The following is a 25,684-nucleotide window of genomic DNA, read 5'->3' as shown; positions in this document are numbered from 1 at the left end:
CAGTGACGAGGCTGATGTTGCCCCGCCACTGGCATGGTCACGAATGGGTCAGCGCTTGCCGATGGTCGGACTTCCGCCGCCGTCGACCAGACCGGCCCGACGCAACGCGTCCGCCAGCGCGCCGCGGAAGCGGAATTGCTCGTACCGCCGTTTCCCCTTGATTGGCCCCCCGACTGCCCGCCGGACTGGCCGCGCTGCTGTCCGGACTGCTGGCCGCTCGCTCCCTGACTGACCGCCACGCTGACCGCGCTGCTGACCACCGCCGCGGCGGTCCCGGTCGCCGCCGGCCGGAGCGGGCGTCGCCTCGTCGTCCAACCGCAGGGTGAGCGCGATCCGCTTCCGTGGGATGTCCACGTCCAGGACCTTCACCTTCACGATATCGCCCGGTTTGACGACATCGCGCGGGTCTTTGACGAAATTTTTGGACATCGCGGACACGTGCACGAGCCCGTCCTGGTGGACGCCGATGTCCACGAAGGCGCCGAAGGCCGCCACGTTGGTGACCGCGCCTTCCAAGATCATCCCGGACTTCAGGTCGGCGAGCGTCTCCACGCCGTCCGCGAAGGACGCCGTCTGGAATGCCGGCCGTGGGTCGCGGCCAGGTTTCTCCAGCTCCGCGAGGATGTCTGTGACCGTCGGCAGCCCGAACGTGTCGTCCACGAACTCGGCCGGCTTCACCTTGCGCAGCGCCGGGGTGTTGCCGAGCAGGCCAGCGATGTCGCCGCTGGTCGCGGTCGCGGCGATGCGGCGTACGACCGGATAGGCCTCGGGGTGCACACTGGAGAAGTCCAGCGGATCGTCGCCACCACGGATCCGCAGGAAGCCCGCGCACTGCTCGAAAGCCTTCGGGCCGAGCCGCGGCACCTCCTTGAGGGCCGTACGCGAGCGGAACGGGCCGTTCGCGTCGCGGTGCGCGACGATGCTGGCGGCGAGCCCGCTGGTGATGCCGGAGACCCGGGACAGCAGCGGCACCGAGGCGGTGTTCACGTCCACGCCAACCGCGTTCACGCAGTCCTCGACGACCGCGTCCAGCGACTTGGACAGCTTGTTTTCGGCCAGGTCATGCTGATACTGGCCGACCCCGATGGACTTCGGGTCGATCTTGACCAGCTCGGCCAGCGGGTCCTGCAAGCGGCGGCCAATCGAGGCCGCGCCGCGCAGCGACACGTCCAGATCGGGCAGCTCCGCCGACGCGTACGCGGACGCCGAATAAACCGAGGCGCCGGCCTCGGAGACGACGACCTTGGTCAGGCCAAGCTCCGGATGCTTCTTGATCAGCTCGATCGCCAGCCGGTCGGTCTCCCCCGGGACGCGGTGCCGTTCCCGATCGCGATCAGCTCGGTGCCGTATTGCTTGGCGAGCCGAGCGACGGCCGCGATGCCCTCGTCCCAGCGGCGCTGCGGCACGTGCGGGTAGATCGTGTCGGTGGCGACGACCTTGCCAGTCGCGTCCATAACGGCGACCTTCGTACCGGTCCTAAAGCCCGGGTCCAGCCCGATCGTCGGCCTGGTGCCGGCCGGCGCCGCGAGCAGCAGATCGCGCAGGTTGAAGGCGAAGACCCGGACCGCCTCGTCCTCCGCGTTCTGGCGGAGCCGAAGCCGCAGGTCGATGCCCAGATGCACGAGGATGCGCGTACGCCACGCCCACCGCACCGTGTCGCCCAGCCAGCGGTCCGCTGGGCGGCCCTGGTCGGCGATGGCGAACCGCTGGGCGATCCGCCGCTCGTACTCGGTCGGGCCGACCGGCGCGTCCGGATCGACCTCCTCGGGCTCCAGGACGAGCTCCAGCATGTCCTCTTTTTCGCCGCGCAGCAGCGCCAGGATGCGGTGCGACGGGAGCTTGGTGAACGGCTCGGCGAAGGCGAAGTAGTCGGAGAACTTCGCGCCGTCGGCCTCCTTGCCCTCCCGGACCTTGGACACCATCCGGCCCACTGACCACATGCGTTCGCGCAGGTCACCAATCAGGTCGGCGTCCTCACCAAAGCGCTCAACCAGGATCGACCGGGCACCTTCCAGCGCCGCACCAGCGTCGGCCACCCCCTTGTCAGCGTCGATGAACTCGGTCGCCTTGGTGTGCGGGTCCTGGTTCGGATCGGTGAGCAGCAGATCGGCCAGCGGCTCCAGCCCGGCCTCGCGGGCGATCTGCGCCTTGGTCCTGCGCTTGGGCTTGTACGGAAGGTAGATGTCCTCCAGCCGCGCCTTCGTCTCGGCCTGCATGATCTGCGCGCTGAGCTCGTCGGTGAGCTTGCCCTGCGACCGGATCTCCTCCAGGATCGCGCCCCGCCGCTCTTCCAGCTCCCGCAGGTAGCCCAGCCGTTCCTCCAACGTACGCAACTGCGCGTCGTCCAGAGTGCCGGTCACTTCCTTGCGGTAACGAGCGATGAACGGCACCGTCGCGCCGCCGTCGAGCAACCCGACCGCCGCCGTCACCTGCCCTTCCCGTACGCCCAGCTCTTCGGCGATCTTCTGGTCGATGCTCGTGGTCACAGTCCCGTCCGCTCCCTTACCCAGCTGACAACGCTCCCCATTCTGCCGGCCGCCGGCTGGGACTCTCCATCGGACTGCTGGGCAGGTCTCGCTCGGGTCGCGGTGAGCGTGTCCTCTTAACCCCGAAGCGTCTGGTTTCTTGACGGGGGTGCGGCGCGAAATTGTCGTAGGTGTCTGTTTTTCTTTCCCCCTCCCTTTGAACGGGCGGGGGGTGGGTTGAGAGGTGGACCTTAATTTTAGTTGAACATTGGTCCCCAAACCCGCCCCCACCCGTTCTTGGGTGGGGGTGATTTTTCGAGGTGGGTACGACAATTTCGCGCCGCACCCGGTGTAGAGGGCTGCACAATTGGATTCCGATTGTGCAGCGGGGCGTGCGGTGAGGTGGGTGGGGGCCCTTCGGGCGGAGCCTCAAGGAAGAACGGGGTCGACGGGTTCCGTGCGGTTTGGGTATGGGTGGCGAGGGTTCGTTCTCTCCGTCGTCGCCCTGGGGGTTACCACACGTCCGGGGTTGGCGGTGGAGCTTGAGTGGGTGGTTGGGTTTTGTGGGCCGCCGCCGACCCCGGACGTGTGGTAAGGCTTCGCCCGCCGACAGGGAGAACGAACCAGCATCACGTTTGCGGGGGGCAATGCCCTTAAGTTAAGCGTTTCGCCTGCTCAGAATGGGTGCCGGAGGTCGGCGGAGTCAGTGTCGAAGTTGTTGATCTTGTTCACTTTGCCTACCCAAAAAGGAAATTCAGTTCCATGTCCGTTTTGGATAGGCAAACTGAGCAAGATCAACAACGAATCTCACTATCAGTAGCCACATGCTGGCGACTGGGTGACGCTGAGTATTGCGCGCTGCTGACGTGCGTCGCGCTCACCCCCCCCTTTGTGGGGTGCGGTTTTGACTGTGGGTGATCTGGTACTGGGTAGGGGTATGTCCGATTGTGACGGTGTTGCCCATTCTGGGGCTCTGGATGGGCAACAACGTTACAAACGGACATGGTGGGTGGCGATGTTCGCGAGAATTGGCTACTGGCGGTGAGAGTTGATCCCACCAGTCCCAATAAGAACAGCGGAATGTGCCTGACCGGATTCTGTCCCATATTTTGGGATTGGCGTCCCGTACTCCGGATGGGTCGGTTATCTCTGTGACTCAAGTGACTCCTGCGCACTCAACCACTCGCGAATGTAGCGAAACGGACAAAACCTCACCAGTTTCGTTACATTCCCAGGCGGCTGCCGCCGAAGATCACGCGGCGCGAGAGACTCCGGCGCGAAGCAGGACTGGGTCGCCGACCGTGACGCGACCGGGGCGCGTGATGGTGCCGTAGACCCCGAGGCAGGCGTCGCGGTCACGGGCGATGGTACGAAGGATGGCGGGGTTGCGTTCGGTGGTGAAAGGGTCGTAGTTGACCAGCACGCAACGCTGGTCGCGCTGGTCGACGCGCATTTCCAGGTCGCCGACGCGGATCGTCGAGCCGACCCACCGGTCCTCCGGATAAGGCGCGTCGCCGGCGGCCTCCACAACCAGGTTCGGGCGGAACCGTACGGGATCCAAAACAGTGCCGACAAGCTCGCCGAGACTGTCGACGGTTTGGGTTGTCATCAGGGAAACGGGGAGTACGTCGAAAATTCCGCGATTCTGTTTCATCACCCGTACGCCGTCACCGAGTTCGCCGGCCAGCGCCGGATCCTGCACGTCGACCTCGGCGCCGGACGGCGTATGCACCACCGTAGGCGAGGCGTCGGGGCGGTCCGGGTCGGTGAAAACGGGGCGGTAGAGCGACATTTCCGGGCGCTGCCGGATGGTCAGCCACGGAAATCCGTTGGCCACCTGGCCAGCACGGATGAAAGCCCAGCGGCGGTCGCCGGCAACGCCGTGCCACGATACATCGGCGGAGTCCAGCGACTCGCCTGCCATAGATTTCACCGGATAGCGCCACAGCGCGACCACCCGACCGAGCACCTGCATCAGAGCCACCTCCTTGACGGAGGCGCCCTTCGCGGTCAACCCGTGGCCGAGCGTGGCGGGTGTCACCCGTCGCAGCGCCTCTCGACCCAGGTGCGCTTTATGGCGCTCACCCATAGTCAGCGACCCCCGCGGTCACTGTCAACCGGCATGCGCGGTTTTACCTCCGTCAATGACCATTTGGGCACCGGTCAGGTACGGGAAGTCATCGGAGGCCAACGCCAGCGCGAATGCCGCGATCTCGTCCGCGGTGGCCATTCGCCCCAATCCAGGTACGTGAGTTTTGGCCCACTGGCTGGCGAAAACTCGCCAGGCCGGGTCCGGTACGTTTTCCATTCCGGCGGCGCGGCGGACCAACTCGGTATCGGTGGTGCCCGGGATGAGGGCGTTGACCCGGATGCCCTTCGCCGCGAAGTCGAAAGCGGCCGACTGAATGAGACCGACAATGCCGCGTTTGCTTGCTGTGTACGCGGCGCGATTCTCCGTCGTCGCCAACGCGTTGGACGATGAGGTGACCACGATGGTACCGCCGCCAGCGGCCACCAAATGCGGGATTTCGTATTTGGTGGCCAGGAAACTGCCACGAAGGTTGGTGTGGATCACCCGGTCGAACTCGGCCGATGTGAGTTGGTCCAGTGGCTTTTCGATGGTGATACCGGCATTGTTGAAAGCCACGTGCAGCCCGCCGTAGCGACCCCGCGACAGTGTCCACAAAGGACTTCACGTCGCCTTCGACAAGCACATCCGCTCGTACGTAGGTGGCCTCGCCACCAGCCGCCCGAATCTGTTGCTCCACCTGCTTGCCGCGGTCCACCCGCCGGCCGCAGAAGCCCACTTTCGCGCCCTCGGCGGCGAACTGAATCGCCGCGGCTCGCCCAATCCCGGAGGTGGCGCCGGTGATCAGCACGACCTTGCCGGCGAACCGCCGGCGGCCGGAGCCCTGGTACGGCGGAGCTGCCGCGCCCACCCCCACCGTGGCGCCCGCTCCGAAGCCGACCGCGAGGCCGGCGGCCCCTATCGCGGCTCCCCGCAGCAACCCTCGCCGACTCCGACTGGTTTCGTCTTCCGCCATGACCAACTCCCCTATCTGAACAGCGTTAAGATGGACCTTAAACACTCGATCTAAACACTGTCAAGATAGAGGTACGAGTAAGTTGTCGCCGGACGTACGATCGAAAGGAAACGCATGACCGAGCTGCCTCGGCATGGTTACCACCACGGCGACCTGCGCGACGCGCTGATCAGGGCCACCGACGAGATCCTGGCCGAACGCCGGCGTCGAGGGCTTCACCCTGCGCGAGGCGGCCCGCCGCGCCAAGGTGTCACCGGCCGCACCCGCGCACCACTTCGGCGACGCGGCCGGGCTGCTCACCGAGGTCGCGATCCGCGGCTGCGAGACCCTCCGAGCAGCCCTGCGCGCCAGCACAGGCGCCGACCCGACCGAGCGGCTGCATGCCCAAGCGCTCGCCTACGTACGCTTCGCCCTCGACCATCCCGGCCGTTTCCAGCTGATGTTCCGCCGCTCGATGCTCAAATCCGATGACCCGCGCCTGCGCGCCGCGCTCGCCGCCGCGCGCGCACGACGACTGCGGTACGCGATGAGCGCCTACCTCGGCGGTGGCCAGCTCGACGAGACCGGCCGCCTCGCTGTCACGGCCGCTTGGTCGCTCTGCCACGGCTTCGCCCAGCTGGCACTGGACGGAAAATTCGACGACGCGGCCCCTGCTGGCCGGGACGCGTACATCAGCACCGCCCTCTCCCACATCATCACCCCTGACGTTCCGTTCCCGCCTCGAAACTGACCTGGTGTTCCGAGGTAGGAGCGGTGAAACGCAGGAGGGACAGAGCTTCGGCTTCGGTGGCTTCCTGGTCCAGTACGGAAAAGGGCGTCACCACCAAGGTGGCTGCCGTCTTCGTACGCTGGATTTTCCACAGCCCTGCCACAAAACCGTCGGAAAGTACGGTGCCGCGGACGATGCCGTTGACGGTCATGATCCGCTTTCGGTATTTGTCGGGGACAATCCGGGAGCGGTCAGCGTGCCCCAACACCACGTTGTCGAATTCGGCGACAAGTCGCACCGGCACTGGCAGGTCCGGATCGGGTAACGCGCCGCGCGGCAGGTCGAAAAGCTCGGCACCGTCTTCGGTGCGCAAAGTTCGCAAGGTCGGGCGCATCCGCTCCACCACCTCGCCGAGTCGGGTCAAGCCGGACCAGTTCTGTACGTCGGCGACGGTCGCCGGACCGAAAACGGATAAATAACGGGAAATCAGTGACTCCCCCGCTGGTTCGGCGGACACCGGACGGTCGAGCCACTTCTCGATCGTGGTGTAGACCCGCGGCCCGCTGCGGTCCCACGTGCCGCATGGCGGCACCTGGACGAGCGGCACCTGCGTACGCACCGCATTTGTCACCATCGTCGGGTGCCGGCCCGGCCAGCGAGCCAGCAGTCCGTCCCGCAACTGCCCGAAGGTGAGCGGCTCGCCGGCCAACAGCTCGCGTCCGACTTTGGCTAACTCATTGACATCCATTCCATCCAGGACCTTGGCGTACGTGGACTGCATGGCCCGCTCGAAGCCGGGCTGAACGACCGCCCGGATGGTCAGGAAATCGTCGGCGGTGTGCAGGTGCAGGGTCCCGCGCATGGTCGCCGCCCGTACGACCTGACGACTGGTGATCAGCTCGTCCAGCTGCCGCTGATCAAAATTCACCAACCGCGACCAAAGACCATGAAAGGGCGGATTGGTGGCCTGCGCCTGCAGTCCCACCAGCCGCTCGATGGCCGCGGCGGGCCTGAGCTTGCACCGCCGTACGAGCAGCTGCCGTTCCAGCAAGGCCCGGTTGAGCACTCGCCGGCTCACCACTTTCGTTGCCATTCCAGCAGCGTACGGTCCGCGGGAGACCTTGGTATCACCCGGTGATACTCCAGAGAGGGACCCGCGGGACAGGACCACAGGGTGACGCCCGTCCGTAGTCGGAGGCAATAGCGTCCCTGGCCATGAGAAACCGATTCCGGAAAACAAAAGACGCTCGCGGCTATCACATTGCCAATGACGGCCGCGATCGTCGCGGCCGGCCTGTTCGCGTCGCGCCAGGTGCAGCTTTCGCGTCCGCCACCACGAATCCGGCGGTCAGTACGACCAGTTCCCGCGGCCAGCTGCTGTCCGTCGACTATCTGGGCACTTTTGCCAATGCCCAGGCCGTTTCCGCGACTCTGAAGAAGGGCGAATTCACCGACCCCGGCACCCTACGCTACGGCGTCAAGACTTATCGGTTGATTTATCGTACGGTCGACCCGCACCGCCGTCCCACCACCGCGAGCGGCCTCCTTGCCTTGCCGATCAACAAAAAGGGCGACCTACAGGTTGTCTCGTACACGCACGGCACGGCGAACTACTGGCAGGACACCCCGTCGACCTACCTGCTCTCGGGCGATATCTGGAATGTGGCGCCGGCGCTCACGTATGCCAGCACCGGTTTCGCCGCGGTGGCACCGGACTATCTGGGCCTCGGCTATGGAACCCCGATGTATCCCGCCTATCTCGACATCCCCTCCGAGACGACCACCTCAGTGGACATGCTGAGGGCGGCTCGTACGGCCGCGCAGCGACAGGGCCGTCAGCTGCAACGCAAAGTGCTGGTGAACGGCTTCTCGCAGGGCGCGAACGCGGCCGTCGGGCTGGCCCGGGCGCTACAGGGCGGCGCCGACGGCTGGTTCCGGCTGGGCGCACTGTCCGCGATCAGCGGCGCGTACGACTTCGGTGGCATCGAATTTGCCCGCGCTGGTCAACGGAAAACTCAATCCCAAGGCGAGCGTCGCGTACAGCGCGTTCGTGATGGTCGCGTGGAACAAGCTGCACCACCTTTACCCGAGCCCGCGGGACGTTTTCCAGCAGCCGTACGCGGACAAGGTCGAGCGGCTGTTCAACGGGCGCACTTCCGGCCCGGAAATGCTGTCGACGCTGCCGGCCACCGTCGACGAGCTGTACACCGAGCAGGGCCTGGACATGCTGCGGCACCCGACCGGCCGACTCGCCGCCGCGCTCGCCGAGGCGGACAGCATCTGCAAGGACTGGGCGCCGCGGGTGCCGGTCCGGCTGCTGCGCTCGGCCAGCGGCGATGTCGAGGCCGCGCCGGCGAACACCACGTCGTGTCAGGCGTCGTTCCAGGCGCACGGCGTCCACGTGCCGGTGACGGAGCTGACGCCGCTGTCGTACGGCGGGTCGTACCACTCAGGCTCCAACATCACCGGCGTCGCCGACACCGCCCGCTGGGTTCACACCCTCTGACCGGGCTGTTCTGTCCGCAACGCCCCGTTTCTGCGTCTGGCGCAAGCAACGGGGCGTTGCGGACATAAGGACAAAGGGACAGGTCAGCCGCCGATGATGGGCTTGCCGAGCGGCAGGTTCGACCCGCCGGTGGTGGCGGACGCGACGCCCGCGTAGAGGTAGACGCCGACGGCGGCGAACACGAAGACCAGGACACCGCCGATCTTCAGCCAGCCAGCCGAGCCCTGCAAGGTGCCTATAAGGACTGCAACCAGGGCGAGGTCGATGAGTACGAAGAGCAGGCTGAACGCGAACGGCAGCCGCAGTGTCGTGAGGGTCAACATCACCACGATGATCAGCCAACTGATCAGGAACAGGCCCTGGGTGGCCACCGCCGCGTCCGCAGTGATGCCGAACCAGCTGTGGATCAGGCCCATGACGAGCACCGCGTACGAGAGCCAGAAGCCGGCGAAGATCCCGAAGATGCTGGCGACCGCGCTCTGGCCGGCGGCGGCGGCCCAGAAGGCCGCGATCGTCAACCCGATCGCGGTGGCCGCCCCGATGATCGGCAGCGACGCGCCGACCGCGCTGGCCGGCACGTATCCGACCAGTACCAACCCGAGCGCGATCGAGCCGGCGATGAAGGCGGGCAGCCCGACGGCGGCCGGGTTGCTCTCCAGGAAGGGGTTCGGGACCGCCGGGGCGGCGGCCTCTGGCGGGGCGAGATGGGCGGCGGAGGTGGTCATCGAGAACTCCCTACGGATAGGCGCGCGTACCCGGCCCGGTAACCAGGCACCGCATGGTGGTTGGGAGGTACCGCGGACTCCAGCCATCACACCGCGTCAGGAGGCGACCAACCGTCTCAATCTGAGACACGGCCCACACCGGGATGGCCCTACTCTTGCTCGTACGGCCACTCAAAGGAGCTCTCGTGGCAGGAGAGCCGGGCATCAGACCAAGCGGGTACGAGGACGCCGAAGTCAGCCACGCTCGTGACCGCTTTCTCACCGGTACGGGCGAGGGTCCGCCCGGAATCAGGCGGGTCATTCTCGCGTCCTGGGAAAGATCCCGGGAAAGCAAGGTAAACGTCGACCGGATTGTCGCGCCCTTTGTTCGCGATCCCGATCTGGAAGCGCCACTGGCCCGCAGTGCCGCGCCGATCCTGGAGGTACTGCACGAAAAACTTAGCGGCGAAGTGGTCAGCACCATTCTCACCGACCACACCGGGGTGGTGCTTGACCGGCGCTGTTCCAGTTTTCCCATCAGCCAGGCACTGGACGCTGTTCAGCTGGCGCCCGGTTTCAGCTACGCCGAACAGTTCGTCGGCACCAACGGGATCGGGACCGCGATTTCCAACCGGTCAGCGGCATTCGTGGACGGTCGTGAGCATTACACCGGCGAGCTGGGGCAGTTCGCCTGCGCGGGCGAGCCGATTCGCGACCCGATCCGCGGCAAGGTGGTCGGCGTACTGGACATCACCACGTGGAGCCGGACACCTGGGCCGATGTTGATCGCACTGGCCTCAGCGACCGCACGGCAGATCGAGGCCGAGCTGTTGGCCCAGTCAGGGCAACGCGAACTGGCCTTGATGCGGGAATACATGAAAATCTGCCAGCGGTCCGCCGGACCTGTGCTGGCGCTCAACAATGACGTGCTGATGATGAACGATTCACTCAGGCAACTGATCGATCCGGCCGAACAACAGACCCTTTTCGGCTACGCCGTGGACACCATGGACGACAGACACGCGTTGCGTACGGTCGAACTGCCCAGCGGGCGTACGGCCCATCTGCGCTATTCGCCGGCCACCACCGAAGCTGGCCGGGCCGGCGGAGTTTTTTCCAGATTCGCTTGGAAAGACCAACCGGCGCGGTCTCTTTCCATGGTGGAAACCGAAAGCGGACGGCTTTGCCGGGCCTGGCCGGCACCGGGCCAGCCTGGCAGCGCTGTGTCGAGCAGGCTTCTTCCTGTTATGCCACCGGAGACTGGTTCGCGATCGAGGGTGAGCCCGGCGCCGGCAAGCTGACGCTGCTCCGGGCCGTCCACCACCACCACGATCCCGGCCGGCCGTTGCGGGTCATCGGTCCGCCGGACGCGGCCGAGGTGGACAGCTGGCTCCGGGCCCTGTCCGAGGACCTCACCATTCCTGGCGCGACCGTTGTCCTTACACAAGCCGAAAAACTCACCGACCAGCAGGCCGCGGCGATCGCCGACCTGCTCAGCGACGACTGCTGGGACACCCCGGACGGTCCGATTCGGGTCGTCCTCACTCACACCACCGGATCGCCGGACACCGCGTTGCGTTCGATTTTTCCCCGCACGGTGGAAGTTCCGGCGCTGCGCCACCACCTCGACGACCTGCCGGAACTGGTGCACCATTTGCTCTGCCAGCTCACCAAAAGCGAGCAGCTCACCTGTTCACCGCAGGCTTTGGCCCAGCTCGGCCGGCTCAACTGGCCGGGAAATGTCGGTCAGCTGCGCAGGGTCCTGTCCACCACGATCAAAAGGCGGCCGTCCGGGGTGATCGAGGTCGTCGACCTGCCACCGGAATGCCGCTCGGCCAGCCACCGGCTGCTGTCCCCGATCGAGGCGCTGGAACGAGACGCGATTGTCAACGCGCTGCTGGAAAACGACGAAAACCCGACCCGGGCGGCGAACGCCATCGGCATGTCCCGGGCCACCATCTACCGGAAAATCCGGCAATACGGCATCTCTTCGGCGGCTCGCCCGGCCTGACACTAGTGTTGTCCTCCGGAGCAGGAGGTTGCCGGTGAGTGAGCCATTCCGCGTTGCGGTTCCAGAGGCGGTTTGGACGATCTGCGTGAGCGTCTTCGGCGCGTACGCATGCCGGCGCCGCCGGTGCTGGACGGTGGCGAGACCGCCGACACGATCAGTCGAATCGAAGAGCTGGTTCGCTATTGGCGGGACTCGTACGACTGGCGCCGGCAGGAAAAGCGGCTGAACGCGTTCCCGCAGTTCCGCTCGAGCACTGGCCTGCACTACCTGCGGATTCCCGGCACCGGCCGGGATCCGCTGCCGCTGCTGCTCACCAACGGCTGGCCGAGCTCCTTCGTCGAGTATCTGAATGTTCTCGGCCCGCTGTCCGCGAACTTCACCGTGGTGGTGCCCACGCTGCCCGGCTTCGGTTTCTCCGACCGGTACGCCACCGACGATGTCAGCCAGGAACTTGTCGCCGATCTTTTCGACCAGTTGATGGTGTCCGAGCTCGGACACCGCCATTATGTGGCGCACGGCGACGATATCGGCGGCGGCATCGTCAACCGGCTGGGCCAGCATCACGCCGATTCGGTGCTCGCCATTCAGACCGCGAATCCGCTCAGCCCGCCCGCCGCGCTGACCGACGCCGAACGAGATTTCGTTGCCGCCGAACAGGAATGGGACGCGACGGAAGGGGCGTACGCACACGTTCAGGAGACCCGACCGCAGATCCTCGCGTACGGGCTGAACGACTCGCCACTGGGACTGGCCGCCTGGATCCTGGAAAATTCCTGACATGGAGCGATCCCGCGACCCGCGACCAGCTCAGCGCCGACGACCTGCTGACCACCGTGATGATCTACTGGGTGACCGAGACGATCAGCACGTCGATGCGGCGATATGCGTTGCCGTACAAGCCTTTGCTGCCCGGCGAATCCGTACCGGTGCCCACTTCGGTGCTGCTGCCGCACGAGCCGAAGCTGCCGGTGCCACCGGAGTCCTGGCTGCGCCGGGCCTATCCGAACCTCACCCGCCGGGTCGTCCTGGGCGAAGGCGGCCATTTCCTCGCGCTGGAGTCACCGTCCCGGTTCGTCGCCGAAATCGAGGCCGCTTTCCGGCCGTACTTTCCCAGCCCGGACAAGCCATAAATCGCGGCCCATCAAGATGTGCTTGGTCTCCGGGCGAGGACAAGTAGGCACCGTGGGCTGTCGTCCTCGCGGCGGCCCAGGGCCGTCAAAGGGAGCGTTGTCACGGTGAATCCGGCTGTTGTCAGGTCGTTGCGGTCGCGTGCAGCGGGTGGGTGCGGTAATACATGACGAACGGAGGCCGCCACACGATATTGCGGACCCTCATAGCCACATCGAATCCGAGCAGCGCCCAATACCAGCCCGAGATGATCGGCGCAGGCGCAGCTATCGGCATGGCAAAGAGGCCACCCGGCCGCAACGAGCGGTATATCCCGTCAAACAGCGCGAGCCGTTCGGCGGGCAGGAAGTGTCCAAGCGCCCCGAAACTGACCGCCAGGTCGAAGGCCTCGACGAACGGCAGAGCCCGGACGTCGGCCCGCACCCAGTCCGCGTACGGGTGTGCCCTGCGCGCCTGCGCGAGCATGCCGGTGCTGAAGTCGACGCCCGTGACCTGTCCGTGACACAGGGGTCCAAGGACCCGCATGCCCGCGCCCGTACCGCAGCACACGTCCAGTCCACGCTCGAACGGCCCAAGCGGACGCAAAGCATCAGCGGTCGCGCCAAGAATGGTCTCGGGGGTGCGAAAAGGCGTGTGGTCGAACTTCGGCCCGAGCAGGTCGTAGCCGCGCTCGACCGACGACAGCGCCTGGATCGCCAGTTCACGCGAAGAAGGACCTTGAGACCAGAACACCCACCAAGGCTACAACGTGAACGGGAAGCCGCCCGGATCGTGGACAGCAAGCGGGAGATCGGCCGGATGCAGTCAGGAATACGGCGCGGCGGAATCGTCAGGTGGGCCGAACCGGTCGACCAGCTCCCCCATGGCCGGCTGTTAGATTTCCAGTCATGGCCGCAGAACCCGAACAGGTGCACCCGGAACTCGCCGCCGCCTTCAACAACGGCGACCTTGAGGGGGTGCTCGCGACCTACGACCCGAAGGCGGTGTTCGTCATCAGGCCCGGCGAAGTCACCGACGGACCCGCGGAGCTGCGCGCGGCGTTGCAACGGCTCCTCGAACTGGATGCGCGGCTAACGGTCACCCCGTCGAGCCTCGTGCGCTCCGACGATGTGGTGCTCGCGCTCGGCCGGTACGCGCTCACCGGTCGCCGACGCGACGGCACCCCGTTCGACCTCGACGCCGGCTTCGCCGACATCCTGCGCCACCAACCCGACGGCACCTGGCGCATCGCCGTCGACAACGGCTTCACCAACGCCTGACGCTTTCCCCGGGATTGTTGAGGCTAGAGCTGGTTGACGTCCACGATCCGTACGACGGCGGTGCCGGCCTCGTCGGAGGCGGCCAGGTCGACTTGCGCGCTGATGCCCCAGTCATGGTCGCCGGCCGGGTCGTCGAGGATCTGCCGGACATTCCACCGGTCGGCGAGCTGCTCGATGATCAGCAGCGCCGGGCCGCGGGCGTTCGCGCCGGTGCCGATGTCGTTGTGTTCGTCGAAATACGGCCGCAGGGCGTCCTGCCAGGCGGTCGCGTCCCAGCCACTCTCAGCGTCCATCTCGCCAAGGTCGAAATAGCGCCGGCGGGCCGCGAGCTCCACCCGCCGAAAGAGTTCGTTTCGTACGAGCACCCGGAAAGCGCGCGCATTCGAGGTGACGGCCGGCGGCCGGTCGTCGCCCGGCACCGGCGCCGCGATCTCGGCCTCCGGGTTGCGCAGCCGCTCCCATTCGTCGAGCAGGCTGTTGTCGGTCTGGCGCACCAGCTCGCCGAGCCATTCGACCAGGTCGATCAGCTCGTCGGTTTTGGCTTCGTCCGGGACAGTTTGCTTCAACGCCTTGTACGCGTCAGCCAAATAGCGCAGGACCAGGCCCTCGGATCGGGCCAGCTGATAGAACGAGATGTATTCGGTGAAAGTCATCGCCCGCTCGTACATGTCCCGGGCCACCGTCTTGGTCGACAGCTCGTGGTCCGCCACCCACGGATGGCCGCGCCTGTACATCCCGTACGCGGCCTCCAAAAGCTCGAGCAGCGGCCGGGGGTAGGTCACGTCTTCCAACAAGGTCATCCGCTGCTCGTACTCGATGCCCTCGGCTTTCATCGCCTCCACGGCCTCGCCGCGAGCCTTGTTCCGCTGCGCGCGGACAGCACCTGGCGCGGATCGTCCAAAGTGGACTCCACAATGGACGCCATGTCCAGCGCGTACGTCTCGGACTCCCGATCGAGCAACTCGAAAGCGGCCAGCGCGAACGGCGAAAGTGGTTGGTTTAGCGCGAAGTCGAACTGCAGGTCGACGGTCAGCCGGACGGTACGCCCCTGCGCGTCCGGTTCGTCGAGCTTTTCCACCACCCCGGCGGCCAGCAGCGCCCGATAGATCGCGATCGCGCGGTGGATGAGTTTGCGCTGGGTGGGCCGGCTCTCGTGATTGTCGGTCAGCAGGTGCCGCATCGCCACGAAAGCGTCGCCCGGTCGGGAGATCACATTCAGCAGCATCGCGTGGCTGACCGCGAAACTCGACGTGAGCGGCTCCGGCTCCGCCGACACCAGCCGCTCAAACGTGGCCGTGCCCCACGAAACAAAGCCCTCCGGCGGCTTCTTCCGGACCACCCGCCGGCGCTTCTTCGGGTCGTCGCCGGCCTTGGCCAACGCCTTTTCGTTCTCCACCACATGATCGGGCGCTTGTACGACGACCGACCCGACGGTGTCGTAGCCGGCGCGGCCGGCGCGGCCGGCGATCTGGTGAAACTCACGGGCCTTCAGGTGTCGGGTCTTGATGCCGTCGTATTTGCTCAGAGCGGTGAAAACCACCGTACGGATGGGCACGTTGATGCCGACGCCGAGCGTGTCGGTGCCACAGATGACCTTCAACAGACCGGCCTGCGCGAGCTGTTCCACCAGCCGGCGGTATTTGGGCAGCATGCCGGCGTGATGTACACCGATCCCGTGACGTACCAGCCGGGACAGCGTCTTTCCGAATCCCGAGCTGAACCGGAAATTGCCGATCAGCTCGGCGATCGCGTCCTTCTCCGCCCGCGTACTGACATTGATGCTCATCAATGCCTGGGCCCGCTCAATCGCCGACGCCTGGGTGAAATGCACGATGTAGACCGGCGCCTGGTGAGTGGTGAGCAGCTCGGTTAGTGTTTCGTGCAGGGGCGTCAAAACGTACGAGTAGTGCAGTGGCACCGGGCGTTCGGTGGAATGGACGACCGCGGTCGTACGACCAGTGCGCCGAGTCAGGTCCTTTTCGAAGAAACTGACATCGCCAAGAGTCGCTGACATGAGCAAAAACTGTGCGTCCGGCAGTTCCAGCAACGGCACCTGCCAGGCCCAGCCGCGCTCGGGATCGGCGTAGAAATGGAACTCGTCCATGATGACGAACCGAAAATCGCAGGCCGCACCATCGCGCAGCGCGATATTCGCCAGCACCTCGGCCGTCCCGCAGATGATCGGCGCCTCCGGGTTGACACTGGAGTCACCAGTCATCATGCCGACATTCTCGGCGCCGAAAATGTCGCAGAGCGCGAAGAACTTCTCCGAGACCAGCGCCTTGATCGGCGCCGAGTAGAAACTCCGCCGGCCGTCCGCGAGCGCGGCGAAATGCGCGCCGGCGGCGACCAGGCTCTTCCCGGACCCGGTCGGGGTCGCGAGGATGACGTTGGAGCCGGACACCACCTCGATCAGCGCATCCTGCTGGGCCGGATAGAGGCTGATGCCACCGTCCTGGACCCAGCCGGCGAAAGCCTCGTAAAGGGAGTCGGGATCGGCGGTCTGCGGCAGCTGGTCGGTGAGGGTCATCAGACCACCCATGGTAGCGATGCCGGCGCCGGCCCGGCCGTACGCAGGGACCTGGGCCGGCCGTACGCAGGCACCTGGCTCGGCCGTACGCAGGCACCCGGCGTGGCCAGGAGGTGACAACATCCGTTCCGCGTACTTTCCGCCAACTATGGCCCTGACCAGGCATTTGTCGCTGATATGTGAATAGTCTGTGAAGAACGTACCGTTGAGTAGCCAGTTTTGTGGGTGTAAGAACCACATTGCCCATCCCCGCTGAGAGCTGCGTCACCGCGGCTTCGCCAAGGAGAACCGATGAAGCTGGCCACCCGCCGCCTCGCCACCATCACCGCCCTGGCGGTCGTGCCCGTGCTCACGCTCGGCACGGCCGCGTCCGCCACCCAGACCGCCATGTACAAATGCCAGGCCACAGCTGTCGGCCAGACCGCCGACTTCACCCTCAACCAGGACCTCGACGCGAGTGCGCCAGCCACCGTCGCGGCCGGCGGCGCGGTCGCCGTCGTCATCGACCCGGCGTCCAACCAGATTCCCGGTTCGGCCGGCGGTTACACCATCAAGAATGTCCAGGATCTTTCACTGAACATTCCGGTGCCGGCGAATGCGACGTTCGTGTCGGCAACCCTGGTCGGCGGCTCCGGGTTGAACTCGACCCCGACCGTCGCTCTCAGCGGCAGTAATGTCGTGCTCAGCGTGCCCGGCCCGGTGAACGGCGGCTCCACTTTCGAGCTGCCCACCATCACCCTCAACCTCACCGCCGGCGGCTCCGGCACCATCACCAGCCAGCTCGGCGGCACACCAGCTGGACGACCCGGGCCTGACCGTGACCGCGAATGTCAACGGCCCGCTCGGAATTCCGATCAGCGCGCCGGCCAAGTGCTACCCGGACCCCAACCCGACCCTGACCACCACCACGATCGGCTGATTTCCCGCTGGCCACTTGCGGCCCTTTCCCGGCCGTCTCCGACCCGCCCCACGCGCCGGAGACGGCCTTTTGGCGTTCACATCTATGAACCATTTTTTGGCTTCTTAGAAGGGGATTGACGGCAGAAGAGCCAGCCTCCTAGGGTCGCTTGCATCCGCTTCCAGGAGGCACCACATGATCCGTGACCGTGTCCGCCTCGGCATTCTGGCGGTGACGCTGGGCGCCGCTCTCACCGGCTTTACGGCTCCCGCGGTGACCGCGAACACCGTTCATCCGCACGCTTGGCGAGTCGTCGACCAGACCACTGTGAGCGGCTCGATCGCCGGCGAAGGTGTCGCGACCGTTCGTACGCCCGGCCAGCCACTGCGGATCTACTACACGGCCGGGGCCACCATTCCGGCCGACCTGCAGGCCCAGGCTGGGGTCACATCGGTGATCCGGACTCGTTCCGCGGCTATGTTTTCGATCCTTACCAGCAAACCGTCGGCACGGTGACGAAGAAAATGATGCTGGTCACGACACCTGGCGGTCAGCGGTACGAGTACGTGCACCAGCTGGGCGACGGCGAAACGACTGCCAACGCCAACGCGTACACAACCGTCTCCCCGGACGGACAGTGGCTGGTTTCCAGCGAACTCGCCCCGGTCACCCGGCTGTTGGTTTTCCCCGCACCACTGCTGAATCCAGTTCTCCCGCGCACCGGCGGCAACCTGCCGCTGGCCGGCCGGGTGCTGCTCGAGCAGCTGGTCCGCAACCCACAGGGCTGCGACTTTGTCAGCGCCACCAGGCTGATCTGCGCCTCGGACGACTCGAACAACGATCTTTACCCGACCAGCAAGCCGTTGCTGCAGATCGATCTCGCCCATCGCTTGGATGGCAAGGATGTGACCGCGCACGTGACCTGGCTGGCGCAGCTTCCGTTGCGCAGCAGCTGCGTCGGCGCATACACCGTCGAAGGCGTCGACTACGACACGGTCACCGGCAACCTGCGAGTCGAGGTGAACGCTCCCAGCCCCTGCAATGCCGACACCACCATCTACACTCTCCGCCGCTGAGTCGGCTTTCTGTGTTTCTATGGTCTGGTTTCCATGGCCTGGTTTCCATGGCCTGGTTTCCATGGCCTGGTTTCCATGGCCTGGTTTCCATGGCCTGGTTTCCATGGCCTGGTTTCCATGGCCTGGTTTCCATGGCCTGGTTTCTATGGTCTGGGGCGAATGCGGGCGGCCCGATGAGCGGCGGCAACAGGTCGTACGCGTCGTGGACCCAGTCACAGAGCAGGCCGCGAGTTCGGGCCGGATCGATGATGTCCTCGACGCCGAAACGTTCGGCCGTACGGAACGGCGAACGCACCGCGTCGAGCCTTTCCAGAATGCGGGCCCGCTCGGCAGCGCGGTCCGGCGCTGCCTCCAACTCCGCCGCTCGGTAGGCCGCTTCCAGGCCGCCTTCGACCGGCAGCGAACCCCAGTCGCCGGACGGCCAGGCCCATCGCCGGACCAGCCGGTGCCGATTGACCTGACCCGCACCGCCGACCCCGAACACTCGCCGCACAATAACCTCGGCCATCGGCACTTTTGCCTGGTAAATGGCGGCAACCGCGCGGGCGCCGTGGCGGATCGCGGCGGACCGTTCGCCGGCCGTACCAATCACCATGCCGGACTGGTCGGTCAGCGATACCAGCGGTAGGTGGAAAGTCTCGCAGAGATCGGCCAGCCGGGTGAGAGCGTCCGCCGCGCCCTGGGCGGTCAAAGTCGCGCCTTTGTACGGATCGGTGGCCACCACACCCACCGGATGCCCGTCCAGTCGGGCCAGCGCTGTCACCAACGAGCCGCCGAAACCCGCGTACCGGAACACCGAGCCGGCATCGAAAACCGCGTCGAGCAGCGGCGCGATTTTGTACGGCTGGCGGCGATCGCGTGGCACCAGCGACACCAGGCTCTCTTCTCGCCGATCGGGATCGTCAGTGCCTTCGATCACTGGTGGGAGGTGGTAAACGCTTGTCGGCAGGTACGAGAGAAACGCTCGTACGGCGGCGAAAGCAGCGATCTCGCTGCTCACCACCAGATCGACGGCACCACTGCGCCGATGAATGGACGCGCCGCCCAACTCCTCTTTGGTGACATCCTCTCCGGTCGCATATCGCACGACCGGTGGACCAGCAACGAAAAGTTGTGCCGTTTTGTCCACCAGGAGCGTCAGATGCGAGGTGACCGCGAGCGCGGCACCCAGGCCCGCGACCGGCCCGACGCAGGCCGAAACCACCGGCACGGTGGAAAGATTGGCGACCACATGGTCCCAGCCGGGGTTCACCGGCACGTATGTGAACCCGTGATCCTCCAGCATCTTGACGCTGCCACCGCCGCCGCTGCCCTCGATCAGCCGGACCAGCGGGTGCCGCATTTCGTGTGCCAACTGCTCTGGATATGCGGTCTTGGCGAGGTTTCCGGCGTCCGCCGATCCACCTCGCACAGTGAAATCGTCGGCGCGTACGACGATTTTGCGACCATCGATCCGCCCAGTGCCGACGACCAGATTCACCGGCGAGAAATCCGTGAGTTCGCCATTCTCATCGTACGTGCCACGGCCGGCCAGACCGCCGATTTCCCGGAAAGAACCAGGATCCAACAGGCCGTCGATCCGTTCCCGTACGGTCAGCCGGCCGGCGGCCCGCTGCCGGGCCACCTTCTCCGGGCCACCCAGCTGGGCGGCCAGTTCGGCCCGCCGGGCTCGTTCGGCCAGCTCCGGTTCCCAGACCATCGTCTCACCGCGCCAACGGGTTGGGGACCGTGCCATGCACAGCCGCGTGCGGACGCTCCGGGCGATCTCGATAGCCGTCCAGCAACAATCGGTTGCGGTTCAGGCAAAGTCGCTCGATCCGGTCGGTCAACAGGTCGAAAAGCGCGAAACGCTCGGCCAGTTCGGGAAAACGCCGCTGATAGGCGAGGATCTCCGCACGTACAACCGACCAGAAGTCATCCTGAGAGAGGTCCATCACCTCGACCAGATAGCGGAAATGCCCGACGAACAGCCCCGAATGGATGAACTGACAAAGAAAGTCCGGCTGCTCCTGCAGCAGGATCGTATCCACCGGCGCCGGCATGTCGGCGAGCTCCGGCAGCGGCGCGGCGCTGACGTTGACATCGTCGACGAAGTCCTTGACGGCGAGCCGGGTCGGCACCTCGTGCTCGTCGAAGACCACGATCGCGTTTTCGCCGTGCGGCGAGAAGACCACACCATAGCGGTAGAGAAAGTGCAGCAGCGGCGGCAACATCGCGTGTACGAGCCGCGCCAGCCATTCCTTTGACGTCAAGCCGGAGCGTGAAACGAGTTCACCGACCAGCGAACGGCCCTCCGGGTCGACATAGAGCAGGGCGGCGAGCGTACGCGCATGCTCGTCCGCATCCAGCTGTTCGGTCGTCAGTGGCTGCCGCCAAATCGCGCCCAACAGCTCCAAATACTGGTAGGGCACGCCCGGAACGCTTTCCAGCAGGTCATGGCGTACGGTCACCGACGCCACCTCGCCAAGCAGCACCGGACGCGCCTCATCGCTGAGGAATTCATCCTGATCGCGCAGCCCCAGCACCCACTCGGTCACCGCCGGCGCGGCCACCGTTCGCTCGGTCGGCAGGCCGCGCCACACCAGCGTGTTCAGCACCGACAGCGGCAGCTTCACGTGGTGCCGACTCGGCGAGGTGACGTTGCTGAACGTACGAATCGACTGCTGCGCCCGGAAATCGTCCGGCCCATCGCCCAACGGGACGATCCGACCAGCGGCCACGTCGGCGGCGAACAGCGGCAGGATCGTGTCGTCCCACTGCCACGGATGCACCGGCAGCCACAGATAGTCGGCCGGGTCGAGGCCGCGTTTGGTCAGGACGGCCACAAATCTCGCGCGAGCGTCGGAATCCAGCTCGGTTTTTCGAAAGCCGCTGCTCGGTCAGATCCCCGGTGAACTGGTAGGTCGCGAGGTCCCGGTGCACAGCGATCCACGGCAGGCGTAAGAGTTTGCGTGCTTCGGGTGGGAAGGTCGCCGCGTCGGTGGCCGAGAACCCGAGCCGCCCTTTGTTCGGCACGATCCAGGGGTGGCCGGTCTGATAGCCTTCCACCTCTGCGTACGGCAGGTCAGCGAGCTTTTCCACTGGCAGCGCGGATCCGGCCAACCGAGTGTCAGCGCTGAGGGTGGCCGACAGTTCCCGGATGAGATGCCCGGTGGTGTCGCCGCTGAGTCCGATCGCCGGTCCGGCATCAAAAATGAACCGCAGTGCGTCGTCGGCGGGCGCGTCGATTCCATCCTCTCGGCGGACAATCGTCTCCGCGTCGACATGCCACGAGTCGTACGCACCACGGTGGGCGGTAAAGACGTACGACAGCCGCTCGGAAAGTTCGACGGCGTACCGATCCCGCCCGGCAGCGACGACGGGACGAGCAGTTCCTCATAGCTGAATTCGGCCAGTGCCTTGGCCAACATCCGGCGGGACGCGTCCTGCCAGCGGTCGGCGGTCAGCTCATCGGGCAGGTACAGCGACACGGGGCGCCTCCGAGTCCGGCTGCGGTGCCGGGGCACCGAAAGTGGTGAATGACGTACGGGCCGGCAGCCGGTAGGCGGCCTTCCCGGCGATCGCGTTCAGGATCATCGCGGCCCGATGCGCGCCAAGGCCCAGGTCTGGCGCGCCGACGCCGTGAGTGTGCAACTCCGCGTTCTGTACGTACAAGCCGGCCGGCCAGTCGTCCACAAAGGACACTCGATAGTTCTCGTCGATTTGGTAGCGACCCTGTTGGTCCCAGGCGACGCCGCCGGAGATCGGTGTCAGAAAATCCGGTTGCCGAGCCGCGTAACCGGTCGCCGCGACCACCGCCGCGGTCCGTACGCCGAATTCGCGACCTTGCTCGACATGCCGGCACGTCAGGTCCAACTGTCCGCCGGTGTCGGCGGCCGCGTTCACTGTGACGCCAGGCAGCAGCACTGCTTCCGGCCATTCGCCGCCGATGCCTTGTTCGTAGAGCACATCGAAAATCTCCGCGATCGTCTCAGCACTGATCGCTTTGTAGAGCTGCCATTGCTCAGGTACCAGCGCGTCTCGTACGGGTGCGGGTAGCCGGCGGAAATAGTCGGTGTAGGCCGGGGTGAAATGCTCCAGTCCGAGCTTGGAATACTCCATCGGCGCGAACGGGGTCTGGGTGATCCAGCGGACCCGGCGGCCGTGTTCGGGCGCATCCCGCAGCAGATCCAGGAAAACTTCCGCGCCAGACTGCCCGGCACCCACCACGGTCACGTCCGACAGGCCCGCGATGGAGTCCCGGCGGCCGAGATAGCTGGCCGAATGCACCACTCGATCACTGTCCAGAGCAGCCAACGCGGCCGGCAGCACCGGCTCGGTTCCCACGCCCAGCACCACATTGCGGGCCAACACGGTGTGGTTCCGCTCGGCTTCTCGGTAGGTCACCTCGAAGAAGTCGCCGGACCGACGAACCGCGCCAACCTCGGCGCCGAACCGGCAGCCCGCCAACTCCCGGCTGACCCATCGACAGTAATGATCGTATTCGCGCCGCGGTGCGTGGAACCTTTCGCTGAAATAGAACGGGAAAAGCCGGTCATGCTCACGCAGGTAGTTGAGAAAGGACCAGCGGCTGGTGGGATCCGCGAGGGTCACCAGGTCCGCCAGGAACGGCACCTGCAGCTGGGTGCCGGGGAGCAACATCCCCGGATGCCAGGAAAACTCCGGTTTCGCGTCCAGGAAAAGGGCTCGCAGCCCCGGCACCGGATCGGCCAACGCCGCCAGGGACAGATTGAACGGCCCGATCCCGACGCCGATCAGATCGTACGGTTCGCTGTTCACTCAGATCACCTCTCGCGCACCATCAGCGCGGCGCGCTTCTCGGGAAGGACAATGTCCGTCGTACGACTGAAACCGGCCCGCTCGAAGGCGCGGATGGACCGGACGTTCCGCACGTCCGGCTCGGCCACGATCCGGGACATCTCGGCGTCGCCGGCGAACATCCGATCGGCGACCGCGCCGATCAGGACGGCGGCCAGGCCACGGCCGCGAGCCGTGGCCGGCCCCAACAACAAATGGATGCCGCCATCGTGCGGGAGAGCCGGGTAAAACTGGCCGAGCCGATCCTGGTCGGCCCGGTAGAGCTCCCAATAGCTCATCGGTTCGCCAGCAATTTCCCCGATGTAGGAGGTGGTGTGTCCCAGCGCCACCTGCGTGGCGAGGTGCGCGACCGTTCGCTCAGGCGGCCCGGCCAGCTCCCAGAACCGGTCCACCTCCGGGTCGTTCATCCACCCCACCAACAAATCGGTATCCGCCTCGGTGATTTCCCGGAGCTGGAAGTCGTCCGCGCTCATGACCGCAGCGGATTCGGGATCGTCACGTAGACCGACTGGGTAGCCACCGGCCCGACCAACTCGTCCATCCCGTGCACCCTGGTCAGCAGATTTGCCTTGCATCGCAGGGTGGGCGAGGTCAGGAAGGTGTCCACCATGGCCGGCACGCGCAGTCCAGCCACCGTCATCGCCTCTCGCGTCGCGGCAAGTCCGCCCCTCAACGCATGGAAAAGTTCGGTCTCCGCCACCAGGCCGGCGGATCCGAAGCCACCGATCAGACCGAGAATGTTGTTGATCCCCAGGTAATAGCCCAACCGCTCATCGGCCACCTCGTCGGGCACGGTGGTGTCCGACTCCTGCCCGGCGCCAGCCACCAGCCGGTCCAGCTCGCCGATCCGTGAAGCCATGAAGTAATAGCCTTGGTTGTCCCCGATAACGGCCGCCCACCGGCCACCCCTGATCGTCGAGCTGCACGAGGGTGTTCTGGTGGTGGGCTTCCAATGCGATGCCATGGGCACCGCACAACCAGAGCACCGGCTCGATCACCGCCAGGTAGTAGCGCTGGAACCACTCCACTGAAAGATCGCCGGGTGTACGGGAAAGGCGCTGGCTGAGACTGCCGATCAGCGTCGCCAGGCGGGACGGGCCGATCCCCGGCCGAGCGGCCACCAGCCCTGCCACGCAACGAAACTCGTCATCCGCGCCAAACGGATTGGCGCGCAGCACCACATCCAGCCCGTGAATGGGTTCGTCGACCGCGAGCCAGGCGGGATCCCGGAGGATGTCAAAGCAGGGATACCTCGACTGGATGGACGCGCCGATGCCGGCGTCAAGCAGTCGACTCACCTCGGCGCCGCGGACCAGCTCCTTGCGCAGGTTTTCCCGGCGGGAGTTGGTGATCCGCAATCCCAGCGAGAGTTTCAGCATCACCGGCGCGTCCGGTCGATAGATCGTACGAAGCGAGGAGGTGGGAAACCAGGGCGCTCCAGCCGGCCCGAGATCGATGAGGGTTCCCTTGCGCAGAGCCTCGACCACTGCCGGCCGGCCGACCAGATCGGCCGCCTGCCAGGGATGCGCCGGCACCGCGACATGCCGGTGGGCACCGCTGGACCATCCAATGTGGACATCATCGGGGCGGACGAGTCAGAACTGACAATCTCCTGCGCCGCCGCGAACCAGTGCAGCGCAAAAGATCCACGCAGCTCCGGCGCGTACGCCCGCGCCTCCGCGTCGCGCATGCCGTCCCGACTCTTGGGCGTCGGGTGCAACGGGTGGCCGAGAATCAGCGCCTGCTCACCGGAAAGGAAGGGTGTGGTGCCCTCCGGATCTCGCGGTTCGGCCCGCCGGCCGGCGACGAATTCGGCCGTACGACGGGCCGAATCCAGGATCCGGGCGACCAGATCGGCGCCGGACACCGACTCTCCCGAGCCAAAGCCAGCCTCGCGAGCGATCAGCGCCGCGACCGTCGCGAGATCAGCCGGACCGTGCCCGGCCACCAAAACCTCGCCGAACCGGTGCCACCCGGCCGCCGACCAGTGCGTGACCACTGCCTCGAGCGTGATCCCAGAAGACTTCAGCGACAACACAATCGGTCGCCATCTGGCCGCGGCACGTTTGTTTCCCTTATCCAACAACGAAGAAGGTTCTCCATCGCGGCGAACTCGGCAACCGCCGCCGGATCGGCGTCATCCAGCCGGTCTGTCATTTGTTCTCCTGCGCTTCGCCGGCCGCGACGACGGCGTCCAGCACCCGGTCGAGGTCGGTGCGGGTGGCGTACGGATTCAGCAGTGTCAGCTTCAGCCAGGTCTCGCCGGCACGCTCGGTCCGGCCAACCACGGCCGTCCCGTCCACGATCAACTGTCGCCGCAGGGCCGCATTGACCTTGTCCACATCGGACTTCGCCCGATATCGGAAGACCACGGTCGTCAGAATCGGCGGAGCCAGCAGCTCCAACCGTGGCGCGGCGGCGATCGCCGCCGCCGCCGACAGCGTCAGTTTGGTGGCAGTATCGCCGAAACTCCAAGGTTGTACAGGTCCGAAGTCGCGGTGAAGGTGACGGCGATCCGTCCGGAACGCGTCGCTCG

24 protein-coding genes and 7 pseudogenes are annotated in these 25,684 nt (G+C 65.9%); 11 read left to right on the top strand and 20 right to left on the bottom strand.

Annotated features, from left to right (window positions below; translation table 11 throughout):
* Positions 1 to 48: 48 nt before the first annotated feature.
* From GNX96_RS37670 to GNX96_RS58215, 4 genes and pseudogenes are all read right to left on the bottom strand, one after another.
* Positions 49 to 2,510: pseudogene (locus GNX96_RS37670) on the bottom strand (Tex family protein).
* 1,207 nt (positions 2,511 to 3,717) lie between these two features.
* Complete coding sequence (locus GNX96_RS37665) at positions 3,718 to 4,506, bottom strand: MOSC domain-containing protein (protein ID WP_279582505.1); 789 nt, start codon at positions 4,504 to 4,506, stop codon at positions 3,718 to 3,720.
* A 72-nt stretch (positions 4,507 to 4,578) separates the two neighbouring features.
* A complete protein-coding gene (locus tag GNX96_RS58220) occupies positions 4,579 to 5,151 on the bottom strand; it encodes an SDR family NAD(P)-dependent oxidoreductase (protein WP_279582504.1) in 573 nt (190 codons plus the stop codon).
* A gap of 37 nt (positions 5,152 to 5,188) precedes the next feature.
* Positions 5,189 to 5,509: pseudogene (locus GNX96_RS58215) on the bottom strand (SDR family NAD(P)-dependent oxidoreductase); the annotation flags it as partial.
* A 247-nt stretch (positions 5,510 to 5,756) separates the two neighbouring features.
* On the opposite strand from GNX96_RS58215, the gene GNX96_RS37655 reads away from it, so the two are divergent.
* Entirely contained in the window at positions 5,757 to 6,239 is a 483-nt protein-coding gene (locus tag GNX96_RS37655; RefSeq protein ID WP_163572539.1) for a TetR-like C-terminal domain-containing protein, read from the top strand.
* Here the strand turns inward: GNX96_RS37655 and GNX96_RS37650 are convergent.
* Together GNX96_RS37650 and GNX96_RS37645 are read right to left on the bottom strand one after the other, a co-directional pair.
* A complete protein-coding gene (locus GNX96_RS37650) occupies positions 6,205 to 7,311 on the bottom strand; it encodes a winged helix DNA-binding domain-containing protein (protein ID WP_163572538.1) in 1,107 nt (368 codons plus the stop codon). The genes GNX96_RS37655 and GNX96_RS37650 overlap by 35 nt on opposite strands.
* A gap of 742 nt (positions 7,312 to 8,053) precedes the next feature.
* Positions 8,054 to 8,203 carry a hypothetical protein gene (locus GNX96_RS37645; protein WP_163572537.1) on the bottom strand — a complete coding sequence of 50 codons (150 nt, stop codon included), beginning with the start codon at positions 8,201 to 8,203 and terminating at the stop codon, positions 8,054 to 8,056.
* Here GNX96_RS37645 and GNX96_RS37640 point away from each other — a divergent pair.
* Complete coding sequence (locus GNX96_RS37640; protein ID WP_279582503.1) at positions 8,197 to 8,724, top strand: hypothetical protein; 528 nt, start codon at positions 8,197 to 8,199, stop codon at positions 8,722 to 8,724. The genes GNX96_RS37645 and GNX96_RS37640 overlap by 7 nt on opposite strands.
* Positions 8,725 to 8,807: 83 nt before the next feature.
* On the opposite strand, the gene GNX96_RS37635 is transcribed toward GNX96_RS37640, so the two are convergent.
* Complete coding sequence (locus GNX96_RS37635) at positions 8,808 to 9,449, bottom strand: GPR1/FUN34/YaaH family transporter (protein ID WP_163572535.1); 642 nt, start codon at positions 9,447 to 9,449, stop codon at positions 8,808 to 8,810.
* A 185-nt stretch (positions 9,450 to 9,634) separates the two neighbouring features.
* On the opposite strand from GNX96_RS37635, the gene GNX96_RS37630 reads away from it, so the two are divergent.
* The 4 genes from GNX96_RS37630 to GNX96_RS37615 all read left to right on the top strand — a co-directional run bounded on the left by GNX96_RS37630 (position 9,635) and on the right by GNX96_RS37615 (position 12,569).
* On the top strand, positions 9,635 to 10,729 hold the full coding sequence (locus tag GNX96_RS37630; protein WP_163572534.1) for a GAF domain-containing protein: 1,095 nt from the start codon (positions 9,635 to 9,637) through the stop codon (positions 10,727 to 10,729).
* A complete protein-coding gene (locus GNX96_RS37625) occupies positions 10,612 to 11,439 on the top strand; it encodes a helix-turn-helix domain-containing protein (RefSeq protein WP_163572533.1) in 828 nt (275 codons plus the stop codon). Before GNX96_RS37630 ends, GNX96_RS37625 begins: the two co-directional genes overlap by 118 nt.
* Positions 11,440 to 11,511: 72 nt before the next feature.
* Positions 11,512 to 12,216, top strand: coding sequence for an epoxide hydrolase family protein (locus GNX96_RS37620; RefSeq protein ID WP_163572532.1), 705 nt, complete (start codon positions 11,512 to 11,514; stop codon positions 12,214 to 12,216).
* Between the two features lie 56 nt (positions 12,217 to 12,272).
* A complete protein-coding gene (locus GNX96_RS37615) occupies positions 12,273 to 12,569 on the top strand; it encodes an alpha/beta hydrolase (RefSeq protein ID WP_279582502.1) in 297 nt (98 codons plus the stop codon).
* Between the two features lie 121 nt (positions 12,570 to 12,690).
* Here GNX96_RS37615 and GNX96_RS37610 read toward each other — a convergent pair whose 3' ends face one another.
* Entirely contained in the window at positions 12,691 to 13,299 is a 609-nt protein-coding gene (locus tag GNX96_RS37610; protein WP_279582501.1) for a class I SAM-dependent methyltransferase, read from the bottom strand.
* Positions 13,300 to 13,454: 155 nt separating this feature from the next.
* On the opposite strand from GNX96_RS37610, the gene GNX96_RS37605 reads away from it, so the two are divergent.
* On the top strand, positions 13,455 to 13,826 hold the full coding sequence (locus GNX96_RS37605; protein ID WP_163572530.1) for a YybH family protein: 372 nt from the start codon (positions 13,455 to 13,457) through the stop codon (positions 13,824 to 13,826).
* 23 nt (positions 13,827 to 13,849) lie between these two features.
* Here GNX96_RS37605 and GNX96_RS37600 read toward each other — a convergent pair.
* Positions 13,850 to 16,356 (bottom strand): annotated as a pseudogene (locus tag GNX96_RS37600) (DEAD/DEAH box helicase).
* A 291-nt stretch (positions 16,357 to 16,647) separates the two neighbouring features.
* Between GNX96_RS37600 and GNX96_RS37595 the strand changes: the two are divergent.
* From GNX96_RS37595 to GNX96_RS37585, 3 genes are read left to right on the top strand one after another with little or no spacing between them, the layout of a single operon-like run.
* Positions 16,648 to 17,394, top strand: coding sequence for a hypothetical protein (locus GNX96_RS37595; protein WP_279582500.1), 747 nt, complete (start codon positions 16,648 to 16,650; stop codon positions 17,392 to 17,394).
* Between the two features lie 55 nt (positions 17,395 to 17,449).
* A complete protein-coding gene (locus GNX96_RS37590; RefSeq protein WP_163572529.1) occupies positions 17,450 to 17,770 on the top strand; it encodes a hypothetical protein in 321 nt (106 codons plus the stop codon).
* Positions 17,767 to 18,330, top strand: a complete 564-nt coding sequence (locus GNX96_RS37585; RefSeq protein ID WP_163572528.1) for a hypothetical protein — start codon at positions 17,767 to 17,769, stop codon at positions 18,328 to 18,330. Before GNX96_RS37590 ends, GNX96_RS37585 begins: the two co-directional genes overlap by 4 nt.
* Here the strand turns inward: GNX96_RS37585 and GNX96_RS37580 are convergent.
* The 4 genes and pseudogenes from GNX96_RS37580 to GNX96_RS65855 all read right to left on the bottom strand — a co-directional run.
* Complete coding sequence (locus GNX96_RS37580; RefSeq protein WP_163572527.1) at positions 18,251 to 20,029, bottom strand: acyl-CoA carboxylase subunit beta; 1,779 nt, start codon at positions 20,027 to 20,029, stop codon at positions 18,251 to 18,253. The genes GNX96_RS37585 and GNX96_RS37580 overlap by 80 nt on opposite strands.
* Before the next feature lie 4 nt (positions 20,030 to 20,033).
* Entirely contained in the window at positions 20,034 to 20,582 is a 549-nt protein-coding gene (locus tag GNX96_RS65865; RefSeq protein WP_390624242.1) for an IucA/IucC family C-terminal-domain containing protein, read from the bottom strand.
* A gap of 66 nt (positions 20,583 to 20,648) precedes the next feature.
* Positions 20,649 to 21,185 (bottom strand): annotated as a pseudogene (locus GNX96_RS65860) (IucA/IucC family protein); the annotation flags it as partial.
* Between the two features lie 73 nt (positions 21,186 to 21,258).
* Positions 21,259 to 21,345: pseudogene (locus GNX96_RS65855) on the bottom strand (hypothetical protein); the annotation flags it as partial.
* Between the two features lie 9 nt (positions 21,346 to 21,354).
* Between GNX96_RS65855 and GNX96_RS58210 the strand changes: the two are divergent.
* A complete protein-coding gene (locus GNX96_RS58210; RefSeq protein ID WP_279582499.1) occupies positions 21,355 to 21,711 on the top strand; it encodes a hypothetical protein in 357 nt (118 codons plus the stop codon).
* Positions 21,712 to 21,777: 66 nt separating this feature from the next.
* On the opposite strand, the gene GNX96_RS37570 is transcribed toward GNX96_RS58210, so the two are convergent.
* The 7 genes and pseudogenes from GNX96_RS37570 to GNX96_RS37555 form a co-directional block, all read right to left on the bottom strand.
* Entirely contained in the window at positions 21,778 to 23,109 is a 1,332-nt protein-coding gene (locus tag GNX96_RS37570; protein WP_163572526.1) for a lysine N(6)-hydroxylase/L-ornithine N(5)-oxygenase family protein, read from the bottom strand.
* A gap of 5 nt (positions 23,110 to 23,114) precedes the next feature.
* Entirely contained in the window at positions 23,115 to 23,621 is a 507-nt protein-coding gene (locus GNX96_RS37565) for a GNAT family N-acetyltransferase (protein WP_163572525.1), read from the bottom strand.
* A complete protein-coding gene (locus tag GNX96_RS58205; RefSeq protein WP_279582498.1) occupies positions 23,618 to 24,007 on the bottom strand; it encodes a ferric iron reductase in 390 nt (129 codons plus the stop codon). Before GNX96_RS58205 ends, GNX96_RS37565 begins: the two co-directional genes overlap by 4 nt.
* Positions 23,919 to 24,683 (bottom strand): IucA/IucC family protein, encoded by a 765-nt coding sequence (locus GNX96_RS58200; protein ID WP_279582497.1) that lies wholly within the window; start codon positions 24,681 to 24,683, stop codon positions 23,919 to 23,921. The genes GNX96_RS58205 and GNX96_RS58200 overlap by 89 nt, the downstream gene beginning before the upstream one ends.
* A gap of 62 nt (positions 24,684 to 24,745) precedes the next feature.
* Positions 24,746 to 25,015 (bottom strand): annotated as a pseudogene (locus GNX96_RS58195) (IucA/IucC family protein); the annotation flags it as partial.
* Positions 25,016 to 25,173: 158 nt separating this feature from the next.
* Positions 25,174 to 25,305, bottom strand: coding sequence for a hypothetical protein (locus GNX96_RS58190; RefSeq protein ID WP_279582496.1), 132 nt, complete (start codon positions 25,303 to 25,305; stop codon positions 25,174 to 25,176).
* A pseudogene (locus tag GNX96_RS37555) lies at positions 25,302 to 25,684 on the bottom strand (hypothetical protein); the annotation flags it as partial. The pseudogene GNX96_RS37555 and the gene GNX96_RS58190, both read right to left, overlap by 4 nt.

It is taken from the genome of Fodinicola feengrottensis, from assembly GCF_010993775.1.
In the GTDB taxonomy this organism is placed as follows: domain Bacteria; phylum Actinomycetota; class Actinomycetes; order Mycobacteriales; family HKI-0501; genus Fodinicola; species Fodinicola feengrottensis.
Note: the sequence above shows the minus strand (reverse complement) of the source record. Positions and strands in the feature narration are given on the sequence as shown.

Coding starts and splice junctions, on each gene's coding strand:
- GNX96_RS37650 (WP_163572538.1), bottom strand. CDS start 7,311: ATGGCAACGAAAGTGGTGAGCCGGCGAGTGCTCAACCGGGCCTTGCTG.
- GNX96_RS37645 (WP_163572537.1), bottom strand. CDS start 8,203: ATGCCACCGAAGTCGTACGCGCCGCTGATCGCGGACAGTGCGCCCAGC.
- GNX96_RS37635 (WP_163572535.1), bottom strand. CDS start 9,449: ATGACCACCTCCGCCGCCCATCTCGCCCCGCCAGAGGCCGCCGCCCCG.
- GNX96_RS37605 (WP_163572530.1), top strand. CDS start 13,455: ATGGCCGCAGAACCCGAACAGGTGCACCCGGAACTCGCCGCCGCCTTC.
- GNX96_RS37595 (WP_279582500.1), top strand. CDS start 16,648: ATGAAGCTGGCCACCCGCCGCCTCGCCACCATCACCGCCCTGGCGGTC.
- GNX96_RS37590 (WP_163572529.1), top strand. CDS start 17,450: ATGATCCGTGACCGTGTCCGCCTCGGCATTCTGGCGGTGACGCTGGGC.
- GNX96_RS37580 (WP_163572527.1), bottom strand. CDS start 20,029: ATGGTCTGGGAACCGGAGCTGGCCGAACGAGCCCGGCGGGCCGAACTG.
- GNX96_RS37565 (WP_163572525.1), bottom strand. CDS start 23,621: ATGAGCGCGGACGACTTCCAGCTCCGGGAAATCACCGAGGCGGATACC.
- GNX96_RS58205 (WP_279582498.1), bottom strand. CDS start 24,007: ATGGCTTCACGGATCGGCGAGCTGGACCGGCTGGTGGCTGGCGCCGGG.
- GNX96_RS58190 (WP_279582496.1), bottom strand. CDS start 25,305: ATGACAGACCGGCTGGATGACGCCGATCCGGCGGCGGTTGCCGAGTTC.